Raw genomic sequence first — 20,686 nt, 5'->3', positions numbered from 1 at the left:
TTCAGGCAAGGACCGGATCGCAGATCGGCAGGGTGCTGGCCACGCGAATGGCGTGCGCCAGGCGGTCGATCACGTCCTGGGTGGTGAAGGTTTGCCGCTGCTTCACGGCGGCGATGCTGATGGTTTCGTCGACCACGCGAATGGCGGCCATGACGGTCGCGGCGCACAGCCGCACTTCGAGGTCCCTGGGTGAACGCTCCAGGCGGTCGGCGACGATCGCGGCCAGCGCGTCTTCGGCGCGCTGGGTCGCCATCAGCCAGGAAGCGCGCAGGTCCGGCTCGTCCGGCAGCATGGCCAAGAGGCGCACGGCCAGCACATCGTCGGCCAGGTCATTGGGGGAACGCTCGCTATCCAGGCAGGCCTGCAACCAGGACTCGATCGATGCGTCGCGTGGCCAGTCGCGCAGCATGGCGATGAAGCGCAGCGAGGTCGCATCGAACAGTGGCTCGACGCAGCTTTCCTTGTTGCGGAAGTAGCGCCAGACCGTGCGCTTCGACAGGCCGGCCGCCGCAGCGATGTCGTCGCCGCTGGTCGCGGCCACGCCGCGTTCCACGAACAGCCTTGCCGCGTGGCGCGATACCGCCAGTCTTGCTTCGTCGTGCACTCCCATGATGCTCCATACCTGTCACTTAGTGACGCTTACTATGTCACTAAGTGACAGGCATGTCAAACGCCCTGCCTCGGAGCTCAGTCGCGCTTGCGGCGGCGCGCCAGCAGCAGGCCCACCATCAGCGGCAGCATCATGGCCACGGTCGATGGTTCCGGCACCTGCGCCACGATCGAGAAGGTATCGCCCGCCGACAGGCCGGTGGTGTCGAGCAGCCAGTCGCTGCGGCCGTCCAGGAAGGTCGGATTGCCGAACAGGACGTCGGCCGTCTCGCCATTGGCGAACTTGATGACGGCGTTATTGCTCGAGTAGCTGGCCGCGGCGCCGGAGAACGAGGACACGCTGCCCGCCGCTGCGTAGCCGATGCCCTGCAGGCCGAAGTTGAACTGGTACATCGACAGTCCCACGAGGTTGCGGATGATGGCGTTGAAGCTCAGCGGGCCGGCCAGGTCGGCTTCTTCCAGCACGAAGTTCAGCGTGGTGGTGCTGAAGTCGACCAGGTCGAGATCGAACGACACGACGCCGGCTTCGCTGTAGTCGGTCACGATGTTGGCGCCGCTGCTGCTCGTCAGGACGACGGCGCTGGCGGAGTGCGACAAGGTCAGCGCGCTCAGGGCGACGGCGGTGGCGGCGACGAGTTTGTTCATGTTCATGTTCGGGTTCCTTGTGATTGAAGGTGACGGTTACAGCGGGCCCTTGGCCCACGGGCCCGAGATCGCGAAGGTCACGCCCGGGGTCTGGATGTTCACGAACAGGTAGCGGCCGGTGGGGTCGAAGCAGGCGCCCGCGAATTCGTTGCCGCGACGATCACCGGCCAGCGAGGTCAGCTTGCCAGCACCCTGCAATTGTTCAGCCGTCAGGTTGATATTGTTCTTGGCAAAGATATACGCATCGCCCGCGCCGGTCAGGCCCATCAGGCGCTGGCCGTAGCCGAAATGGTCGGTGATGGCGCTCGACGCGTCTTCGCAGATCAGGATCGCGTTGCGCGGGCTGACCGTCAGGTTATCGCCCATATTGCCCACCAGCTGGCTCGGGCTCGAGTAGATGCATTTCAGGGTCTGGCGCGCCAGGTCGAGTTCCCAGATCGCGCCGCGGTTGACGTGGCCGCCCGAGGTGTCCATCACGTACATCTTGCCCTCGGCATACCAGATGCCTTCGCCGCGGTTCATGCGCAGCGCGCCCTTGGTCCAGCCCTGCACGAAGGGACCTGCGGCGCTGTTGATCGTCTCGCCGTTGAGGCCCACGCCGCTGCCGCGATTGGCGTCCGGATTGGCGATCGGCACCCACTCCAGTTCATAGGTATCGTCGACCGAGGCCACCGCCAGGTTGACGTTGTTGCGGCCCTTGACCTTGGCCATCTCGAGCACGCCGCCCATCGCCAGCGAACCGGGCGCGCCGGTCTTGACGTCGGGGATGTAGCGGTAGAAGCCCGACTTGCCCGAGGAATCCTCGGTCAGGTAGACATTGCTGTTGTTCGGGTCGACGGCGGCGGCTTCGTGCGCGAAGCGGCCCATATTGACGATAGCCTGGCCCGTGACCTGCTGCGGATCGGCCGTCACTTCGAACACATAGCCATGCTTCTTGCCGCCGGCGCTGACCGTGTCCGAACCGATCTCTTCGCAGGTCAGCCAGGTGCCCCAGGGGGTGATGCCGCCGGCGCAGTTCTGCTGGGTGCCGCCCAGGCTCGGGGTCATGCTGACCCAGTCGCCGTCGCGGAACACCAGGTTCGTGGTGCCGCCGCAGGAACGGTTGCTCGAGCTGCCGCTCACATTGCCGGTGTCGTACAGGCCGTAGGCATTGATGAAATTGACAGCGGCACTGCCGCTGATTTCATGATTGCGTACCAACACCTGTTCCGTACTGCGACCAACCTTGCGCGTGACGATCACGCCCATGCCGTCGTGGCCGCCCGGGCAGGGACGGCCGTCGCTCATGGTGTCGCCGCGCCAGCCATAACTCTTGTAGCTGAAGCCCGGCGGCAGTTGCAGCAGCGGCAGGCCGGTGGCCAGGTCGTTGACCGGGGCGATCGGACCGTAAGGGCTGTCGACCAGGGCGGTCGCGCCATTGGCCGCCAGCGCTTCGCGGGCGTGCAGCGCGGCGAAGGCGCCGACGAAAGGCAGCGCGGAAGCGCCGGCCATGCCCTTGAGCAGGTTGCGCCGCGAAAGCGACATATCGTGTTCGTTCATTGAGATACTCCAAAGAATAGGATCGAGCCGGTGGTCCGGCGTCTGGTGTCGTTGGCGGCGCCCCTGCATCAGGCCCATCCCGTCCCTACCACCCCCGGTAGGACTGATGCATTAAAACAAACAAAAATGTCAAATCCATGACGATAAAATGACAACAATGATGCATTCGCCATGCAGTAAAGACACGGCCGTGTCATGCAAAAACGATAGCGCCCGCATGCACAAGGCCACATAGCCGCCATGTCGCCAAACGGGCTAGAATCGCTGCTTCCTGCTCAACAGTGCTTCTCTGACAAGACGCGATTCACCATGAACAAGCTGGCGCTCTATTTCCGCCTGGTCCGGGCCGACAAGCCGATCGGCATTCTTCTCTTGCTGTGGCCCACCCTGTGGGCGCTGTGGATGGCGTCCGGCGGCGTGCCGGACCTGCAGGTGCTGGCGATCTTCGTCATCGGCACGGCGCTGATGCGCTCGGCCGGCTGCGCCATCAACGACTACGCCGACCGCGACTTCGACCGCCATGTCAAGCGCACCGTCGACCGTCCGCTCACCAGCGGCAAGATCAGCGGCAAGGAAGCGGTGATGGTGGCGGCGGTGCTGGCCATCGTGTCCTTCCTGCTGATCCTGCCGCTGAACGCGCTGACCAAGCAGCTGTCGGTGGTGGCGGTGGTGGTGGCCGGCACCTATCCCTATTTCAAGCGCTTCTTCGCGATCCCCCAGGCCTATCTCGGCATCGCCTTCGGCTTCGGCATCCCGATGGCCTTTGCCGCCGTGCAAAACCAGGTGCCGGCCGTGGCCTGGTGGCTCTTGGCGTCGAACGTGTTCTGGGCCGTGGCCTACGACACCGCCTACGCCATGGTCGACCGCGACGACGACCTCAAGCTCGGCATGCGCACCTCGGCCATCACCTTCGGGCGCTTCGACGTGGCCGCGATCATGCTGTGCTACGGCGCCTCGCTGGCGATCCTCCTGCTGTGCGGCTGGTCGCTGGGCCTGCGCTGGTGGTTCGTGGGCGGGGTGGCGGTGGCCGGCTGCATCGCGCTCTACCACTACACCCTGATCCGCGATCGCGACCGCATGAAGTGCTTCAAAGCCTTCCGCCACAACAACTGGCTGGGGGCCGCACTGTTCATTGGTGTCGCGCTCGACTATGCATTAGGTTAATATTGTCCAAAAGGCATTCACCCACCACACACAAGAGGCTCACGATGATTGAAAAAATCCCGACCCAGACCGGCACCCGCGACCAACTGGTCAGCGACCTGAAGACCGTGATCCACGACGCCGAATCCTGGCTGCGCAACGGCGGCCAGCTGACTGGCGAAGAACTGAAGGCCGCCAAGGCAAAGTTCGAGCAGACCCTGGCATCGGCCAAGATCGGCCTGATCCACGCCGAAGAAACCGTGGTCGAGCGCACCAAGGTCGCCGCCAAGGCCACCGACGAATACGTCAAGGACAACCCGTGGAAGTCGGTCGGTCTGGGCGCTGCAGTCGGCGTCGTGATCGGCATGCTGATCGCGCGTAAATAAGATGACGATTTCCGCGACCGTCGGAAGGATAGGATCCAACCTGCTCGCCATGGTGCGGACCAGGCTGGAACTGGCAGCGATCGAGCTGCAGGAAGAGACGCACCGGCTGATCGGCTATCTGGCCTGGGGCGTCGCGGCCGCCTTTTTCGCGGTGGTCGCGGTATTGCTGGCGATCCTGTTCGTGCTGGTCCTGTTCTGGGACACGCATCGCCTGCTGGCGATCGGCGTCATGACGGGGCTGTTCGCGTTGCTCGGCCTGCTCGCCTTCTTCAAGGTGCGCGGCGACCTGGTAACCCGTCCGCCGCTGATGGCCGCCACGCTGGCCGAACTGCGCAAGGATGCGCAAGCCGTCAAAGGAGAGCCTGTCCATGAGCAGCAATGAAACCCTGGCGGCGCGCCGCCGCCTGCTGGCCGCCCAGTGCGCCGAACAGCGCGCACTGATGGCGCATGACGTGGCGCTGCTGCGCCATCCGTCCGAACTGGGCGGCGCCCCCGGCTACGTGGCGCAGCACAAGACCGCCGTCCTGGCCGCCGCCGGCCTGGGACTGGGCTTTTTGATCACCAAGCCGAAGTGGGTAGTCGGCGCGGTGACCGGCGCCCTGTCCGCCTACAAGCTGGCGCAGAAGGTATTGCCGGTGCTGGGCTGGAGGAAGTTCGAGATCCACTGATCCGGGTGCGCGTGAACGCGCCAACCGGGCCGCTGTCCAACCGGACGAGCGACCACGGTTGGAGGCGATATGCGCACACGAATCCTGCGGCCTGTTCTGGCGCTGACCTTCCTGGCACTGACCTTCCTGCTGCCGCTCTCGGCGGCAGCCATGCAGGCGCAGCCGCCAGATACGCTCGCTGCGCGCATCGATGGCGCCTATCGCGTCGGCGCCTTCTCCCTGTCCTTCTCCAATAACGGCCTGCGCATCAGCCATGCGGCCGAGCCGGCGCGCATCCTGTGGGCCAGCGTGCCCGGCCGCGCCTTCCTGGGCGCGGCGCAAAGCCAGGCCGACATCCGCCAGTTCGGCACGCCCGACGGCTCCTACCGCATCGATGAACGCCTGCTGGCGCAGTGACTTAGTCAGAGCATCGATGCGCTCGAGCCCGCGCCGGACACGCTGGTCGTGCGCGGCCGCTTGCGCGGTCCGGGCTGCGACGTGGGCTACCGCCTGGCATTCGACGGGGCCGATGCCAACCAGCTGCGCTTTCGCCTGCAACTCGACGGGCCACAAGCCGCACAACTGAACCGCAGCTTCGTGCGCCACGCCTCGAGCGCCGACGAACGCTACTTCGGCATGGGCCAGCAACTGACCTGGTTCGACCAGAAGGGCAAGACCATCCCGGTGCTGGTACAGGAACACGGCGTCGGCCGTGGCCTGCCCGGCTTCACCCAGCTGTTCGACCTGCTCGAAGGCGGCGGTGGCGGCAGCGAGGTGTCCACCGGCGCGCCGGAGCCCCACTACCTCAGCAGCAAGCTCAATTCGCTATTCCTCGAAAACACCGAGTACAGCATCTTCGATTTTCAGCATCCCGAGCGGGTGGAGATCAAACTATTCACGAGCGCGCTGACGGGCCGCATCCTGTACGGCCGCACGCCGCTCGAGCTGATCCGCGAGTACACGGCCTATGCGGGCCGCATGCCGCCCCTGCCGGACTGGGTCGGGCGCGGCGCGATCGTCTCGGTCCAGGGCGGCACCGACGAGGCCAACAGAAGCTCGATACCTTCGAGCGCGCCGGCATTCCACTCGCGGGACTGTGGATCCAGGATTGGCCGGGCGTGCGCATCACGAACGCCGGCAAGCAGCTGTGGTGGAACTGGGAGCTCGATGAAAGCTACTACCCGCGCTGGGACGCACTGGTCGACCGGCTCGCGCGCCTCGGCGCCCGCATGCTGGTCTACATCAATCCCTTCCTCAGCACCGAGGCCGGCCACGACAGCCTGTACCAGCAGGCACGCCAGGCCGGCTACCTCGTCAAGAAACAGGACGGCACGCCCTATCTGATCCGCAACACCAATTTCGATGCCGCGCTGGTCGACCTCAGCAACCCCGAGGCGCGCACCTGGATCAAGAACGTCATCAAGAACGAACTCCTCGGCAGCACCCGCGCGTCCGGCTGGATGGCCGATTTCGGCGAGGCTCTGCCATTCGATGCGGTACTGGCGAACGGCAACGACCCGGCCACCTGGCATAACCGCTATCCCGAGGAATGGGCGGCGGTGAACCGCGAAGCGATGATGGAGGCCGGACGCGAAGGCGATGTCATCGCCTTCCACCGTTCGGGCTTCACCCGCAGTCCGGGTCAAGGCACCCTGTTCTGGCTCGGCGACCAGTTGCAGACGTGGGACGGCTACGACGGCATCCGCACCGCGATCGTCGGCATGCTGTCGGGCGGCGTGTCGGGCTTCAGCCTGCTGCACAGCGATACCGGCGGCTACAACGCCTTCGGCGTGACGGTGCTCGGCCGGCAGGTGCCCATCATCGCGCGCAACAAGGAATTGTGGATGCGCTGGGTCGAGCTCAATGCGTTCACGGGCGTGCTGCGCACCCACGAGGGACTGAATCCGGCCATCAGCTGGCAGGTGGATAGCGATGCCGAGACACTGGCCCACTTCGCGCGTATGAGCAAGATTTTTCGGGCGCTGGGTTCTTATCGGCAGGGGTTGATGCAAGAGGCGGCGGACAGCGGTGCGCCGCTGGTGCGGCATCCTTTTCTGGAGTTTCCTTCCGATCCGGTTACCTACGGGCTGCGCTACCAGTACATGCTGGGGTCGGACTTCATGGTGGCGCCGGTGGTGACGCGGGGCGCGCAATCGGTGCGGCTTTATCTGCCAGCCGGGACCTGGACCGAGCTCTGGGCCGGCCGTCCCTTCGATGCCGGCGCGGGCGCGTGGACCGAGGTCGCGGCGCCGTTTGGCAAGCCGGCCGTGTTCTACAAGGCGGGTTCTGCCGCGGGCGAGCGCCTGGTTGCGGCGTTGAAATTAGAAGGACTCAATTAAGCGTCCTTGGCTACGTATAGCACCCGTCAGTTCTCTGAGGTTGCCATGGACGCGACCTCCGAATACACTCAGTCGTTTCGAGCGTCTGCTATCGACCAGGAGCGGACCTCCGCTGAGTCGTAACATTTTTGCACGAGATGAGCGATCAATACATCTTTTCACGCTTTATGACGAAGCGCGCGAGACCAAAAGAATCACTTTACATTGCTCCCGCTCCCAACGTTTGCTGCACTGAACCAACTCATGGCAAGATTGCAGCATGACTACCAAACCTGATTACGAGTCTCTGTTCAGAGCATCGCCTTATCCGTCATTGGTGCTGGATACGACGCTTACTATCCTTGACGCTAATCATGCCTACCTTAAAGCAGTTGACAGACTCGCTGAAGATTTGCTGGGGAGATCCCACTTCGATGCCTTTCCTAACAATCCCACTGACCCTTCATCGACGACGAACTCCAAACAGGTGAAATCGTCGATGGAGCGTGCTATCGCGAGCGGTAAGCCGGATATAACACCCGTGCTTCGTTACGCTATTCCGGTCGGTGGCAGCGACAACGCTGAATTTGTAGATAGGTACTGGAACGCCGTTCATACACCTGTATTTGGAGACAATGGCAAGGTCACTATTGTTATTCATAACCCAATTGACGTCACCTCCCTTTACGTCTTCGACCGGGATTCAAAAGAAAATCCCGATAGTGCATATTCTGACGAAGAGTCCAGCGCGAACGCGTTGAGTCGTGCGCAGCTACACGAGGCCATGACGAGGGTATTGAAGGACGAGCGCAGTCACCTGCGTAACCTGTTCAATCAGTCGCCAGGCTTCGTTGCAGTAACTATGGGACCAACTCATGTCTTTGAAATGGTCAACAATGCGTACGAAAAGTTGGTGGGTCGCGGCGACCTGCTTGGCAAGCCTGCGCTCGAGGCAATACCGGAACTTTTCGACCAAAGATTAAAGGCAGGCCTTGATAGCGCGTATGAGACTGGTAAACCCTGGGTCGGGCATGGCATCAAAGTAGATATTCGTTCGAAAGCTGACGGCAATATGATCGAACATTACATCGATCTGATTTATCAGCCGTTTTACAGTCCTGACAATAAGGTTGTCGGGGTATTTGCGCAGGGGCATGATGTTACGGAAGCTTATAAGGCGAGTATTGCTCTACAGGATGCCGACCGGCGCAAGGACGAGTTTCTCGCGATGCTGGCACATGAGCTCAGAAACCCGCTAGCGCCTATCGGCGCGGCTGCTGAACTTCTGCAGCGGGTCAAGCTTGACGAGGATCGGGTTAAAAAAACTAGTGCTGTCATCGGGCGCCAGGTAAAGCACATGACTGGGCTCATTGATGACATGCTTGACGTCTCACGCGTGACGCGTGGCCTAATCAAACTAGAGAACGGAGTAGTAGATATCCACCAAGTGGTCTCCGAGGCGGTTGAGCAGGTCAGTCCTCTGATCCGGTCGAGAAGACACGAGCTGACACTGCGCCTTGCGTCGCAGACGGCTTTGATTCAAGGTGACAAGAAGCGCCTTGTCCAGGTACTGGCCAACATCCTCAACAATGCCGCCAAGTACACTGCCGAGGGCGGCCATCTTGTGCTGTGTACTTCGGTCGAAGACCAGCAAGTCCTGGTTGAAGTGACCGATGATGGGATCGGCATGACGCCGCAGACCGTGACACATGCTTTCGATCTCTTTGCGCAGGCTGAGCGCTCATCTGACCGGTCTTCTGGCGGCCTGGGGCTAGGGTTGGCGTTGGTGAAGAGTCTGGTAGAGCTGCATGGTGGTGATATTTCCTGCAAGAGTAAAGGGCTTGGCCACGGCAGTACCTTCTCTATTTATTTACCGCGGCTGGGCGAGCCGGAACAGACTGCATTATCCACTGGTAGCGAAGACGTCACTCCGCCAGTCCCAACTGCGTCGTTAAAAATTCTCGTGGTAGACGACAACATAGATGCGGCGGAGATGCTCAAACTACTGTTGGAGGCGATGGGACATGAAGTGCTCGTCGAACATGGAGCGCTTCAAGCACTGGAGAAGGCCAAGCGCCATGCACCGCAAGTCTGCCTGATCGACATCGGCCTCCCGGAGATCGACGGCAATGAAGTCGCTCGGCGTTTGAGGAACCAATCAGAAAACGCCACCGCAGTGCTCGTTGCCGTCACCGGCTATGGACAGGAGAGTGATCGCGTTAGCGCCTTGGCTGCTGGGTTCGATCATCACCTGGTCAAGCCGGTTGATACTTCGGTGCTCACCTCAGTTCTCTCTGCAATCGGTAAGCACTAAACGGCCACTTTGGGTCGGTTGCGGTCCTTCGTGACAGTCTGCGATTTTTCGTCCCTTGCAATGCTGAGTTCAATGGCCGCCTTCGGCCAGAAGCGGTCGCTCGCGAGAAGAGAAGTCCCGACCTAAAGTTCGGCACCGAACAGGTTTGACGAAAAAATGATAACAATGAAATTTAGCAGACTCACAAGCGCGGTCATTCTGATTGCCGCATTCGCTTCCAGTCCCTCAGATGCCGTCGAACCTAAGATCTACACGGTGGTAAGTAACGGCGTCAAATTTCGGCATTTTGAAGTTGACCTCTCATCAACGAACACTTTGCTCCCACGCGACATTACAGGCCGCGAGCGTTTAGACGATACGTCTGAGAACTTCAAATATGGTCAGTTCGAAGTCTTTATCCGGCCGACGTCGCTCAGCTTACCGAACCGTTGTAATGGCAACTATATCGTTCGGATGCCCCAATCGATTGACGAAGATGGGCACGAAGTCGAACGAAAACAGAAGTTGTACTACCAAATCGAGCAAGCAGCGCATGACCCCGTGAAGGTTGTACCGGTCGTGCTGGAATTATCAGAAGATCCCGCCTACGCATGCAACCTCTTCTTCCGTACTGATGCGAGAGGTCGGCACATCGACTATGTTGGGAAGATTCGGCGCTAACGTCGGGATTGGGTCGGTTTCTGCCCTTCGTGACAGTTTGCGACCTTTCGCACATGACGGCCTGTTATACTGAGCTCAACGGCCGGGTTAGGTCAAAACCGGACTAAATATGACATGACATACTGCCACAATTCAACGATGAGCGAGCACGTCAGCGCGGTGAGCGCTTTGCATAGCGTCTAAATTCTGGAATGGAAAACTTCGAAATGCCGAACGCTTTCGTCGGGCCGCCCAAACTAGAGACTGACTTAGTATTTGGTAACTTCCGAACTGTAAGGACACCGTTGTTCTTGGTATGACTGGGCTCGACGTGCGCTGACATTTCAGTCAGGTCATTGTTGTCATGCCTACGAGTACGACGCTGTTCTGTGCTGGCGCGGTAGATGGCGGCAGCGGCTGCATCGAATGGTTTTTTGCTACTCATCCGTGGCCTTTCAACGAGGTTATGTGGAACATTGTCAGTGTACGTCCTTTTGGACTTGAAGCAGTACATTTATGTAAATGGTCGTACTAGATTGAAAGATGCCGGGCTTGAGCAGAAGAAGGGAGCCGTCCGCGATGTTGCGGGCAACGCGCGACAATTCCTTTTCCTTCATCTGCAACAGTATTTGGCCACTCTCACAGCCATGAAGTTTGCCTAAAGGCGAGTGCGCGCCATGGCGCGCCTGCTTGCGTACTAGTATTGCGACTCTGAAAGGAGAGATGACAGTATGCTTCGAGCCCGCTCCCGTCCTTCGTGGCAGTCAGCGATTTTTGAGTCTTGGCAACCTGCCATGTTACTCAACGCAGGAATCGGCCAGAAGCTGCCGCTCGCTTGGGGCCCCTAAACGATCAACTGCTGCCAGTGCAATCTACGGGGCAATTTGAAGACAGGAAAAAAATGCTAATACCAGTTGTTCAAGTCAATCCAACCTTTACTGGAGATTGGAAAGCCGACAAGCATATTGTAAAGGAGATAGCAGAGTCACCTATGACAGCGCAGACTGCTTACGAGCATGCTCAAGTAGTCATGACCCTGTTTAATCGACTAACTTACGGAACTCCTTCAGCCCCTGACTATCCAATGCGCTCAGGCCTTGTTCGCAAAGTTTATGATGAGCTATTCCCTATTGCTTATTTCGCAAAATTATATTTTAGCGAATCTAGCGAAGTCGTTATCTGCTGGCATGACGGGAATCAACAATTCGATGCAACTGTAAAGGATGAGCGGCCTGGCCCAGGCGAATCGCGGATTAATTATTTGGAGGTCACTACCCTTCAGAATGGGGAAGATGCACATCTCCTTTCGCGAATGGCAAAAGAAAACACAATTTGCATTGAAGGAGATCAGGACCAATTTAACTATCTGCGTAAAGTCGACTTACTTAAAGTAGCGCTCAAAAAAAAGGCCGCAATTAAATACCCCCCTCAAACAGCTCTGCTGGTGTACACCGATGAAGATAGAATCCAACGATTTTCTTTCGGGAAAGATTTTCGTAAGGTTGACAGAAAGGGGAGTTTTGCCGCGGCACTTGAGGAAATGCAGGATTTCCTAACGGGTTTTTCAGCAGTCTTTGTTTATAGCAAGCACGAAATTTATTGTTCTCTAACGATGCACATAGAGTAGGCACCGGCATTCAACTTTACTTGGCATATCAGTGAAAAATTAACATGTGCATTGACTGGCTGCCGCCGACCAGAAGCGCCCCCCAATATTGGTAGCGCCGCATCTTGCATTGAATTATTTACAATAAAAATAAAAATAAATATTAAATACTGAAATTTATGAAATATAAAACGATCCTTTCCGACGAGCTGAGCATTTTTCTGCTAATGAAAAAGCTCTCGTTACTTGCTGAGGTTGTGGAGGTTAGGAAAATTAACCATCACCCCGATTACGATTTCAGTGAGTATAGGGGCCCTGTAACTCAGACCTATTTTTTTAAGGATGAGCAACCGAAGCCTGATGATTTTTTTCGGTCTATCATGCGGAAATTTTCGATAGCCGTATACTCCATTGGGATGATATCCGCGAGTTAAGCAACAGTTTGGATTTGAATGCCTGCCCTGATGAGGAAAGTGAATGGATTTTGGCACAGGCTGTGGCAAATGACGCGAACTTCATTGGCGAAATTGGATACGACAAAATTTCGCAATTTTCTTTGCAGAAGTTGGAACTAACGGAAATTGACAACCCGAATGGTTGCGTAAAATTGCAAGGCTCGTTCGAAGGGGATGGTTATGGAATTTCGCAACCAGACTGGGCTTTGTACGCTGTGATTCGCTTCAAGGGCTTCAAAGAAGATTTCAATGATGGTGAGTTTTATCGGCAGTTATTGGTAGAAAGTTATCAGTTGCGTTCCAAAGGTGACCATCGAGTAAGTTATTTTCTTGCGTACGCGGCCTTAGAGGGCTTTATCAATCGGAAACTTAATTCCGAAAGCGAAAGTGGTCGCCTGAGTGAAAAAGGACGCGATTTATTTCGGCGAAGCTTCCCAGCCTCTGACCTGGTAAAACACCAAATTTATTCAAATGTTGTGAACGACTTTAACAATGTACTTACCTCCACTCGAAACGATATCGCACACGGACGCCTAGTCGAGGTTAACGCAAATCAATCGAGGCATATGCTCCTTGTGGCGCTTCTGTTTGTCAGTTCCGTTTCGTTTCAAGCGGAGACCTTTGCAGATATTTTCCGGAAAGACAATTCTCCAGTTTAGTTTGACTAGACCTGATTCACGAAAATATATTTCAAATGAAAATATAAAAGAGTTGCCTATTCCGGTTGGGTTAATTAAGAAAAAAGTGCGAAGGTCCGCAAAGGGTCGGTTCCGGCTTTTCGTGACAGTAAGCGACTTTTCCCGCCTTGGTGGACTGCTATGCTGAGCTCAACGGCCGCGTTCGGCCAAGAGCTGGCTGCACTGTCCGCATCATCCTTCTGGAATGATCATTGGGCTACCACGTTTGAACCACCTAGCCGACGAAGAAACAAGACCTCAACCTAGCAAATAAATTCTGATGTTCACCCAGCAAATATTTACAACGGCGCTCCCTGCATTCCTCCAATATCTAGTTGCGCCTACGACCCTGGCACTTTTTATCATATTGGCCTTTTTTTATTGGCGCAGTGGATCATCTCATCCTGTGATATTAAAAATTTGGCTCGTTATGTTCGGCCAATCCGAGGTAAATTCTGCCTCGATTAAGAAATTTTCGGATGATGAACTTGATTTAATGAAGTTTCGGTATCTGACGGGCATTAAGGCGGCGACTTTGCGTCGAGCTGAGCGGCTTATCAGATGGTCAACTGATAACGACATAGAGTTACGCTTAATCCGTAACGCTGGAGAATATTTTGACATCGAGAAACCAGAGCCGACAGATTCACTTCTTAACTTAGTTCCCGGCCATGTCCTTTGGCGGATGTTGCCACTAGCCCTAATTGCTCCATTTCTTATAATTTCGCTTGGCACAACCCAGTATAATCGCGCGATAATTAAGGTAATAGCTACCGATAAATATTTTACCATAGATCGAGAATACGCGACTCGTCCTTTTGACAATAAGCGAATTTATTTAAAGGATTGCTCTGATCTAAAATATTCTGAATACATCGACAAAGTTAGCCTTAACGTACTTTGCGAGATTGGTTCGAGTCAAGCCGCATCTAATGCACTTGCGGATTACATCGAAACACAAAAACAAGTAGCCTTGCTGGCATCCGCATATATGCTCGCTGTATTTCTTTGGCTTTTAAAAGGAATTATGCGGGCAGATGCAGCCCTGAAGATAAGAAAAGCTCTAAGGTCTAGGCAAGCAGCGGCTTAGTTTCTAAATTCAACCGGTGCCGCCCATCAGTATGTGTTGCTGAATAGAGTCTGCTTGGGCAGCTTGAAGTGCCGAACAATTAGTACAAAGTCCAGCGGCGGCTAAGCCGGTTTGCCGACCTTTCCCAAGCAGCATTCAGGCAGCAATATGATATAAACCGCAGCGTCTGCTTTGGGTCGGTTGCGGACGTACCCATGCTCAGTCCGAGCATGAAAGTAGCAGTGTTTTTGCAGCGCATTTACGACGCGCTGCTGCAACCGCCCCGCGAACACCACCAGATCATATGGGATGATCGCTCATCTATTGACGGTATGCCGAACGGTTCTGTCAGGCGCCCCTAGTCGCTGCCCAGTTCCTCACCCAATTCGCATCCACGCGCCGCCGCCGCCTTCATCGCCGCGACGATGGCCTCCTTCACGCCGGCCGCCTCCATGCTGGTGATCGCCGCATGCGTGGTCCCACCCTTGGAGGTCACGCGCTGGCGCAGCACCTCGACCGACTCGTCCGACTGCGCCGCCAGTTGCGCTGCGCCGGTGAAGGTGGCCAGCGCCAGCTCCCTGCCCTGCTCCGCGTTCAAGCCCATTTGCAGTGCCGCCTCCTGCATCGCTTCCAGGAAGAAGAACACATAGGCCGGCCCGCTGCCCGACACCGCCGTCACCGGATCGATCTGCGCCTCGTCATTCAGCCACACGGTCTTGCCGACCGCGCGCATCACGGTATCGGCCTGCGCGCGCTGGGCCTCGGTCACGCCCGGCTGCGCCACCAGGCCGGTCACGCCCATGCCGATCAGCGCCGGCGTGTTCGGCATCGTGCGCACGATCGCGTCATAGCCGCCGAGCCAACGCGACAAGTCGCTGCTGCGGATGCCGGCGGCGATCGACAGCACCAGGTGGCGATTCAACAGCGGCGCCAGCTCGGCCGCGACTTCGCGCATCTGCTGCGGCTTGACCGCCAGCACCACGACTTCGCTCTCCTTGACCTGTTCGTCGATCGCCGTCGCGATGCGCACACCATACTGTTGCGACAGGCGCTCCAGCGCTTCCGGGTTGCGGTCGACGACGTGGATGTTCGCGCCCGAACCCGCCTGGCGGACGATGCCCGAAATGAGCGCCGCGGCCATATTGCCGCCGCCGATGAACGTGATCTTCATGTGTTTTTCCTGTTATTCGTAATTGCGTACGCCAAAGATGGCGCTGCCGATGCGCACGATGGTCGCGCCTTCCGCGATCGCCGCCGCCATATCGCCCGACATGCCCATCGACAGCGTATCGAGCGCCAGGCCGTCGGCGCGCAGGGCGTCGTGCAGCATGCGCAGGCGGGCAAAGGCGGCGCGCTGCTGCCCGGGTTCGGTTGCGCGTTCGGGAATGGCCATCAAGCCGCGCAGACGCAGGTTCGGCAACTGCGCCACCGCGCGCGCCAGTTCGGGCAACTCGGCCTCGGACGCGCCGCTCTTGCTGGCCTCGCCGCTGATGTTCACCTGCAGGCAGATATTCAAGGGGCCGAGTTCAGGCGGGCGCTGCTCGGACAGGCGCTGGGCGATCTTGAGGCGATCGACCGTGTGCACCCAGTGGAAGCTGGCCGCGATCGGGCGGGTCTTGTTGCTCTGGATGGGGCCGATGAAATGCCATTCGATCGGCGCATCGGGTTGCGCCTGCGCGACGTTCACGATCTTGTCGAGCGCTTCTTGCAGATAATTTTCGCCGAACGCACGTTGTCCAGACGCCATCGCATCCAGCACGGCTTGCGCGGGAAACGTCTTGGAAACCGCGAGCAGTTGTACCTCGTCCCGGGCGCGTCCGGCGGCCTGGACAGCCTCCCCGATTGTCGCTTCGACAGCTTGCAAGTTGGCGGCGATTATGGACATAATGATTTTCTATAGGAAATATTTTTCGGGCGGCGATGATGACAAAGGCGCACCTCGAGCCACTGGGATTATAAATGGACATTTCGGAATTACTCGCCTTCTCGGTCAAGAACAAGGCCTCGGACTTGCACCTGTCGGCCGGCCTGCCGCCGATGATCCGCGTGCATGGCGACGTGCGCCGCATTAACCTGCCGCCGCTCGAGCACAAGGACGTGCACGGCATGATCTATGACATCATGAACGACGGCCAGCGCAAGCAGTACGAAGAAGTGCTGGAGTGCGACTTCTCGTTCGCGATCCCCGGCCTGGCGCGCTTCCGCGTCAACGCCTTCAACCAGGAACGCGGCGCGTCGGCCGTGCTGCGCACGATTCCGTCCAAGATCCTGAGCCTGGAAGAACTGAACGCGCCGAAGATCTTCGCCGACCTGGCCATGAAGCCGCGCGGCCTGGTGCTGGTGACCGGCCCGACCGGCTCGGGCAAGTCGACCACGCTGGCCGCGATGGTGAACCACCTCAACGAGAACGAATACGGCCACATCCTCACCATCGAAGACCCGATCGAATTCGTGCACGACTCCAAGAAGTGCCTGATCAACCAGCGCGAAGTCGGTCCGCATACGCTGTCGTTCAACAACGCGCTGCGTTCGGCGCTGCGCGAAGACCCGGACGCGATCCTGGTCGGCGAACTGCGCGACCTGGAAACCATCCGCCTGGCGCTGTCGGCAGCCGAAACGGGCCACCTGGTGTTCGGCACCCTGCACACCTCGTCGGCAGCCAAGACCATCGACCGTATCGTCGACGTGTTTCCGGCCGAAGAGAAGGAGATGGTGCGCGCGATGCTGTCCGAGTCGCTCCAGGCGGTGATCTCGCAGACGCTGCTCAAGACCAAGGACGGCTCGGGCCGCGTGGCGGCGCACGAGATCATGATCGGCACCCCGGCGATCCGCAACCTGATCCGCGAAGCCAAGATCGCCCAGATGTACTCGGCCATCCAGACCGGCAGCAATGTCGGCATGCAGACGCTGGACCAGAACCTGACGGAGCTGGTGCGCCGCAACGTGATCTCGACCGGCGCCGCGCGCGCCGCGGCCAAGATCCCGGAAAACTTCCTCGGCTAAGGATCATCCAGATGGAACGCGACCAGGCATCCAAGTTCATGTTCGACCTGCTGCGCCTGATGGTGAGCAAGGGCGGTTCGGACCTGTTCATCACGGCGGGCTTTCCGCCGGCGATCAAGATCGACGGCCGCATGACGCCGGTGTCGAGCCAGCCGCTCACCGCCGGCCACACGGCCGACCTGGCGCGCGCGATCATGAACGACAAGCAGGCGGCCGGCTTCGAGCTCACGCGCGAAGCGAACTTCGCGATCACCCCGGGCGACCTGGGACGCTTCCGCGTTTCGGCCTTCATGCAGATGGGTTGCGTGGGCATGGTGCTGCGCGTGATTACTACCGCGATCCCCAAGTTCGAAGACCTCGACCTGCCCGACACGCTCAAGGACGTCGTGATGACCAAGCGCGGCCTGGTGATCATGGTCGGCGCCACGGGCTCGGGCAAATCGACCACCTTGGCGGCGATGGTCGGCTACCGCAACGAGAACAGCTACGGCCACATCATCACGGTCGAGGACCCGGTGGAATTCGTCCACCCGCACCGCAACTGCGTGATCACGCAGCGCGAAGTGGGCGTGGACACCGAGAGCTTCGAGGCGGCGCTGAAGAATTCGCTGCGCCAGGCGCCGGACGTGATCCAGATCGGAGAGATCCGCGACCGCGAGACGATGGAACACGCGATCGCCTTCGCCGAAACCGGCCACCTATGCCTGGCCACCCTGCACGCCAACAGCGCCAACCAGGCGCTGGACCGCATCATCAACTTCTTCCCCGAGGAGCGCAGGCAGCAGCTGCTGATGGATCTGTCGCTGAACCTCAAGGGACTGATTTCGCAGCGCCTGATTCCAAAGAAGGAAGCCAAGGGGCGCGTAGTGGCGATCGAGGTCCTGCTGAATTCTCCGCTGATCTCGGACCTGATCTTCAAGGGTGAGGTGCACGAGATCAAGGAGATCATGAAGAAGTCGCGCGAGCTGGGGATGCAGACTTTCGATCAGGCCTTGTTCGACCTGTACGAGGCGGACAAGATCACTTATGAAGATGCGCTGCGCAATGCGGATTCGGTAAATGACCTGCGCTTGAACATCAAGCTCAATAGCAAGCACGCGAAGAATCGGGATTTTTCGAGTGGGACGGAGAAGTTGGGGTTGATCTGATGGTCGGCGTACTGCGGCCATCTACTTCACGCACCGCCAACATCTCCTTCCACCACCATCGCCTGCCCGTCGTTCCCGCGAAGGCGGGAACCTAAGTGTGCATGCATAGCCACTAACGTTCGTGCTAGTAGCTGCGCGAAGAACTTAGGTTCCCGCCTGCGCGGGAACGACGTGTTCAGGCCAACGATGGAATAGCGCAACAGGCACTCAGACAATTCAGAACCGCGACTCCAGCGTCACCCTCGCCATGGTCTGCCCTTCACTGAAACTGGTCCTGCGCAGCGTTCCGAATTCATCGGTATAGCGCGAATCCGAGACCCCATCCTGACGCAGCAGATTCGACGCCGCCAGCCGCAGCTGGTACTTCGGATTGAACTTCCACAGCGCATACACATCCAGATCGCGCCGCACGCTCTGGTAGCGCGACTGCTCCACATTGACCCGCACCGGGCCGCCGTCCTTGAACGCGAAGCTGGCGCCGGTGCTCAGTTTGCCGTCGCGGGTCTTGTAGTCGATGCCGAGCGTCGCCGACAGCGGCACCTGCTGGTCCAGGCGATTGTCCGGCCCCGGCACCGCATCCACCTCGGACCAGTTGCGCGACACGCTCGCGCGCAGGTCGATCTCGGGAACGTCGGCGAGCACCGCCGACAGCGGGAACTTCGCTTCCAGCTCCAGGCTGCGCGTGAGCGCGTCGCCGTCGTTGACCGGGGTCTGGATCCAGCGGCCGTCTTCCAGGATCAGGCCCTGGCGCGTGTAATCCTCGATGCGGCGCACCGACACGCTGGCGCTGAGCAGCGCCTTCTCGGCCCACCAGTGCTCGTAGGCGGCGTCGATGCCGGTCGCCAGTTCCGGCTGCAGGTCGGGATTGCCGCGGTAATCGGGCTCGGTCTGGCTGTTGTTCGGCGTCGTGAAGCGGCGCGGGATCAGGTTGCCGGCGGACGGCGCCTTGAACGTGCGGGTCAGGGCCAGGCGCACCTGGTCGCGGCTGTCCGGGATCTTGTACAGGGTCTGGGCCAGCGGCGAGAACACGCTGGCGCGGTTGGTGCTGGTCTCGAAGGTATTGCCCTCGCTGGTCGTCTCCAGCCCCTCCCAGCGCAGGCCGGCATACATCGACCACTGCTTGCTCACGTTCCACTCGTCCTGGATGTACAGCGCCAGGCGTTTGATGGTGGCGTCATACTCCTCGTTCGATGCAAGCTCGCGCCCCGCCAAGGGGAACACCTCGACTTCGCCGCGCTCGTCCTCGCGCCGCGTGTAGCCGGCATCCCAGCCCATCGCCAGCGCATGGTCTTTCCTCCACGGCGTCGTGTACTTGCCGACCGAGGTCAGGCCGCGTTCATCGACGGCGCTCAATACGCTGGAGTCGCGCGCCAGGCGATCGAGGTTGTAGTCAAACTCGCGCCAGTCGCCGCGATTGCGCATGCCGTTGACGCCGAGCTTGAGGTCGAGCTTCGCCCCCTCTTCCAGGTTGTGCACCCAGTTCAGGTCCGTGCGCAGCATCGCCTGGTTGCCGCCGCTGTTCATGTCGCGTACGTCGTACGGCGGCGGCGCGCCAAGCTCGGTCGTGGTGACGGCATAGCCATGGTAGTCGTTGCGGTTATACGAAACCATCGTCTGCCAGCTGACCGTGTCGCCATTCTCGAGCGTCCAGTTCAGGCGCGGCGTGAGATTGAAACCCTGCGGACTGCCGCTGTCATTCTGCTCGGTGCGGCGCAGCTGCGTCAGGCGGCCTTCCGGATCGGTCTGCGTTTCCTCGTACGGCTGCGGGCGGTCGAAGTTGTAGCGCCAGACGCTGGCGCCGAGCGAGTACGACAGCCCATCGAGACGGTCCGACATGTTCAGGCTCGCGCTCGGGTTGCTGGCGTCCTCGCTCTTGCCGTAGCCGACCCGCAGTTCGCGCTGGGCCTTGCGCACCACCCGCTTGAGCACGATATTGATGGTGCCGGCGATCGACTGGGTAGAAAATTCTGCACTGGCCGCGCGCAGGATCTCGATCCGTTCGATGACGTCGGGCGACAGCTGGTCGATGTCGAAGCCGGCCGGCGCCCGCTCGCCATTGATCAGGATCTGCGTGTAGCCGCTGCCCAGGCCGCGCATGCGGATCTCGCCCGCCCCACGACCGCCGCCACCGCCGACGGTGATGCCGGGCAGGCGCTTGAAGACGTCGAGCACCGAAGTGTCGCCATAGCGCTTGATCTCTTCGGTCGAGACCACGATGCGGCTGGCGGTGTCGTCACGCCGCGGGTCATAGCTGTTGGCATCGGCCTTGACCTCGACCTTCTGCATGGCATCTAGGCTGGCCGGCGGCGGGTCGGATGGCGGGCTGACTTGTGCGGCGGCGGGTAGTGCGAACAGTGACGAAAGGGTCAGCGCGATGAGCGTCGGTCTGAGCATCGGGGCGGGGATGAAGTGGACAAAGGTCCCCGCATTCTGTCACAGCTCGCCGCCCTCAAACCGCCTTGCCGGAATTATTCATCCGGCATATCGC

General features: G+C 59.4%; 19 protein-coding genes. 13 read left to right on the top strand and 6 right to left on the bottom strand.

The window, feature by feature from the left end:
- Position 1: 1 nt before the first annotated feature.
- The 3 genes from SOM61_RS03400 to SOM61_RS03385 all read right to left on the bottom strand — a co-directional run bounded on the left by SOM61_RS03400 (position 2) and on the right by SOM61_RS03385 (position 2,793).
- Entirely contained in the window at positions 2-610 is a 609-nt protein-coding gene (locus SOM61_RS03400) for a TetR/AcrR family transcriptional regulator (RefSeq protein ID WP_346433427.1), read from the bottom strand.
- A 77-nt stretch (positions 611-687) separates the two neighbouring features.
- On the bottom strand, positions 688-1,260 hold the full coding sequence (locus SOM61_RS03390; RefSeq protein ID WP_320472785.1) for a PEP-CTERM sorting domain-containing protein: 573 nt from the start codon (positions 1,258-1,260) through the stop codon (positions 688-690).
- A 30-nt stretch (positions 1,261-1,290) separates the two neighbouring features.
- Complete coding sequence (locus tag SOM61_RS03385) at positions 1,291-2,793, bottom strand: PhoX family protein (RefSeq protein WP_320472784.1); 1,503 nt, start codon at positions 2,791-2,793, stop codon at positions 1,291-1,293.
- 309 nt (positions 2,794-3,102) lie between these two features.
- On the opposite strand from SOM61_RS03385, the gene ubiA reads away from it, so the two are divergent.
- The 11 genes from ubiA to SOM61_RS03330 all read left to right on the top strand — a co-directional run bounded on the left by ubiA (position 3,103) and on the right by SOM61_RS03330 (position 14,068).
- On the top strand, positions 3,103-3,957 hold the full coding sequence (ubiA, locus tag SOM61_RS03380; RefSeq protein WP_320472783.1) for a 4-hydroxybenzoate octaprenyltransferase: 855 nt from the start codon (positions 3,103-3,105) through the stop codon (positions 3,955-3,957).
- Positions 3,958-4,001: 44 nt separating this feature from the next.
- On the top strand, positions 4,002-4,322 hold the full coding sequence (locus tag SOM61_RS03375) for an ElaB/YgaM/YqjD family protein (RefSeq protein ID WP_320472782.1): 321 nt from the start codon (positions 4,002-4,004) through the stop codon (positions 4,320-4,322).
- Position 4,323: 1 nt separating this feature from the next.
- Positions 4,324-4,704, top strand: a complete 381-nt coding sequence (locus tag SOM61_RS03370) for a phage holin family protein (protein ID WP_320472781.1) — start codon at positions 4,324-4,326, stop codon at positions 4,702-4,704.
- A complete protein-coding gene (locus tag SOM61_RS03365; protein WP_320472780.1) occupies positions 4,691-4,990 on the top strand; it encodes a hypothetical protein in 300 nt (99 codons plus the stop codon). Before SOM61_RS03370 ends, SOM61_RS03365 begins: the two co-directional genes overlap by 14 nt.
- A 69-nt stretch (positions 4,991-5,059) precedes the next feature.
- On the top strand, positions 5,060-5,386 hold the full coding sequence (locus tag SOM61_RS03360) for a hypothetical protein (RefSeq protein ID WP_320472779.1): 327 nt from the start codon (positions 5,060-5,062) through the stop codon (positions 5,384-5,386).
- A gap of 74 nt (positions 5,387-5,460) precedes the next feature.
- The gene (locus tag SOM61_RS03355; RefSeq protein WP_320473066.1) at positions 5,461-7,308 is read left to right on the top strand and encodes a TIM-barrel domain-containing protein; all 1,848 of its coding nucleotides are present in this window, start codon (positions 5,461-5,463) and stop codon (positions 7,306-7,308) included.
- A gap of 259 nt (positions 7,309-7,567) precedes the next feature.
- Positions 7,568-9,601, top strand: a complete 2,034-nt coding sequence (locus SOM61_RS03350) for a PAS domain-containing hybrid sensor histidine kinase/response regulator (RefSeq protein ID WP_320472778.1) — start codon at positions 7,568-7,570, stop codon at positions 9,599-9,601.
- A 165-nt stretch (positions 9,602-9,766) separates the two neighbouring features.
- The gene (locus SOM61_RS03345) at positions 9,767-10,261 is read left to right on the top strand and encodes a hypothetical protein (protein WP_320472777.1); all 495 of its coding nucleotides are present in this window, start codon (positions 9,767-9,769) and stop codon (positions 10,259-10,261) included.
- A 760-nt stretch (positions 10,262-11,021) separates the two neighbouring features.
- Positions 11,022-11,867, top strand: a complete 846-nt coding sequence (locus tag SOM61_RS03340) for a hypothetical protein (RefSeq protein WP_320472776.1) — start codon at positions 11,022-11,024, stop codon at positions 11,865-11,867.
- A gap of 421 nt (positions 11,868-12,288) precedes the next feature.
- Positions 12,289-12,960 carry a hypothetical protein gene (locus tag SOM61_RS03335; protein ID WP_320472775.1) on the top strand — a complete coding sequence of 224 codons (672 nt, stop codon included), beginning with the start codon at positions 12,289-12,291 and terminating at the stop codon, positions 12,958-12,960.
- A 298-nt stretch (positions 12,961-13,258) separates the two neighbouring features.
- Positions 13,259-14,068: a DUF6216 family protein gene (locus SOM61_RS03330; protein ID WP_320472774.1), complete on the top strand. Its 810-nt coding sequence runs from the start codon at positions 13,259-13,261 to the stop codon at positions 14,066-14,068.
- A gap of 337 nt (positions 14,069-14,405) precedes the next feature.
- On the opposite strand, the gene proC is transcribed toward SOM61_RS03330, so the two are convergent.
- Positions 14,406-15,218: a pyrroline-5-carboxylate reductase gene (gene proC / locus SOM61_RS03325; RefSeq protein WP_320472773.1), complete on the bottom strand. Its 813-nt coding sequence runs from the start codon at positions 15,216-15,218 to the stop codon at positions 14,406-14,408.
- 12 nt (positions 15,219-15,230) lie between these two features.
- The gene (locus SOM61_RS03320; RefSeq protein WP_320472772.1) at positions 15,231-15,932 is read right to left on the bottom strand and encodes a YggS family pyridoxal phosphate-dependent enzyme; all 702 of its coding nucleotides are present in this window, start codon (positions 15,930-15,932) and stop codon (positions 15,231-15,233) included.
- A 74-nt stretch (positions 15,933-16,006) separates the two neighbouring features.
- Between SOM61_RS03320 and SOM61_RS03315 the strand changes: the two genes are divergently transcribed.
- Positions 16,007-17,050, top strand: a complete 1,044-nt coding sequence (locus SOM61_RS03315) for a type IV pilus twitching motility protein PilT (RefSeq protein ID WP_320472771.1) — start codon at positions 16,007-16,009, stop codon at positions 17,048-17,050.
- 11 nt (positions 17,051-17,061) lie between these two features.
- Positions 17,062-18,198 carry a PilT/PilU family type 4a pilus ATPase gene (locus SOM61_RS03310; RefSeq protein ID WP_320472770.1) on the top strand — a complete coding sequence of 379 codons (1,137 nt, stop codon included), beginning with the start codon at positions 17,062-17,064 and terminating at the stop codon, positions 18,196-18,198.
- Between the two features lie 216 nt (positions 18,199-18,414).
- Here SOM61_RS03310 and SOM61_RS03305 read toward each other — a convergent pair whose 3' ends face one another.
- Positions 18,415-20,592, bottom strand: coding sequence for a TonB-dependent receptor plug domain-containing protein (locus SOM61_RS03305; protein ID WP_320472769.1), 2,178 nt, complete (start codon positions 20,590-20,592; stop codon positions 18,415-18,417).
- Between the last annotated feature and the right edge of the window lie 94 nt (positions 20,593-20,686).

Source organism: Massilia sp. CFBP9012 (assembly GCF_034045115.1).
Classification (GTDB): Bacteria; Pseudomonadota; Gammaproteobacteria; order Burkholderiales; family Burkholderiaceae_D; genus Telluria.
Note: the sequence above shows the minus strand (reverse complement) of the source record. Positions and strands in the feature narration are given on the sequence as shown.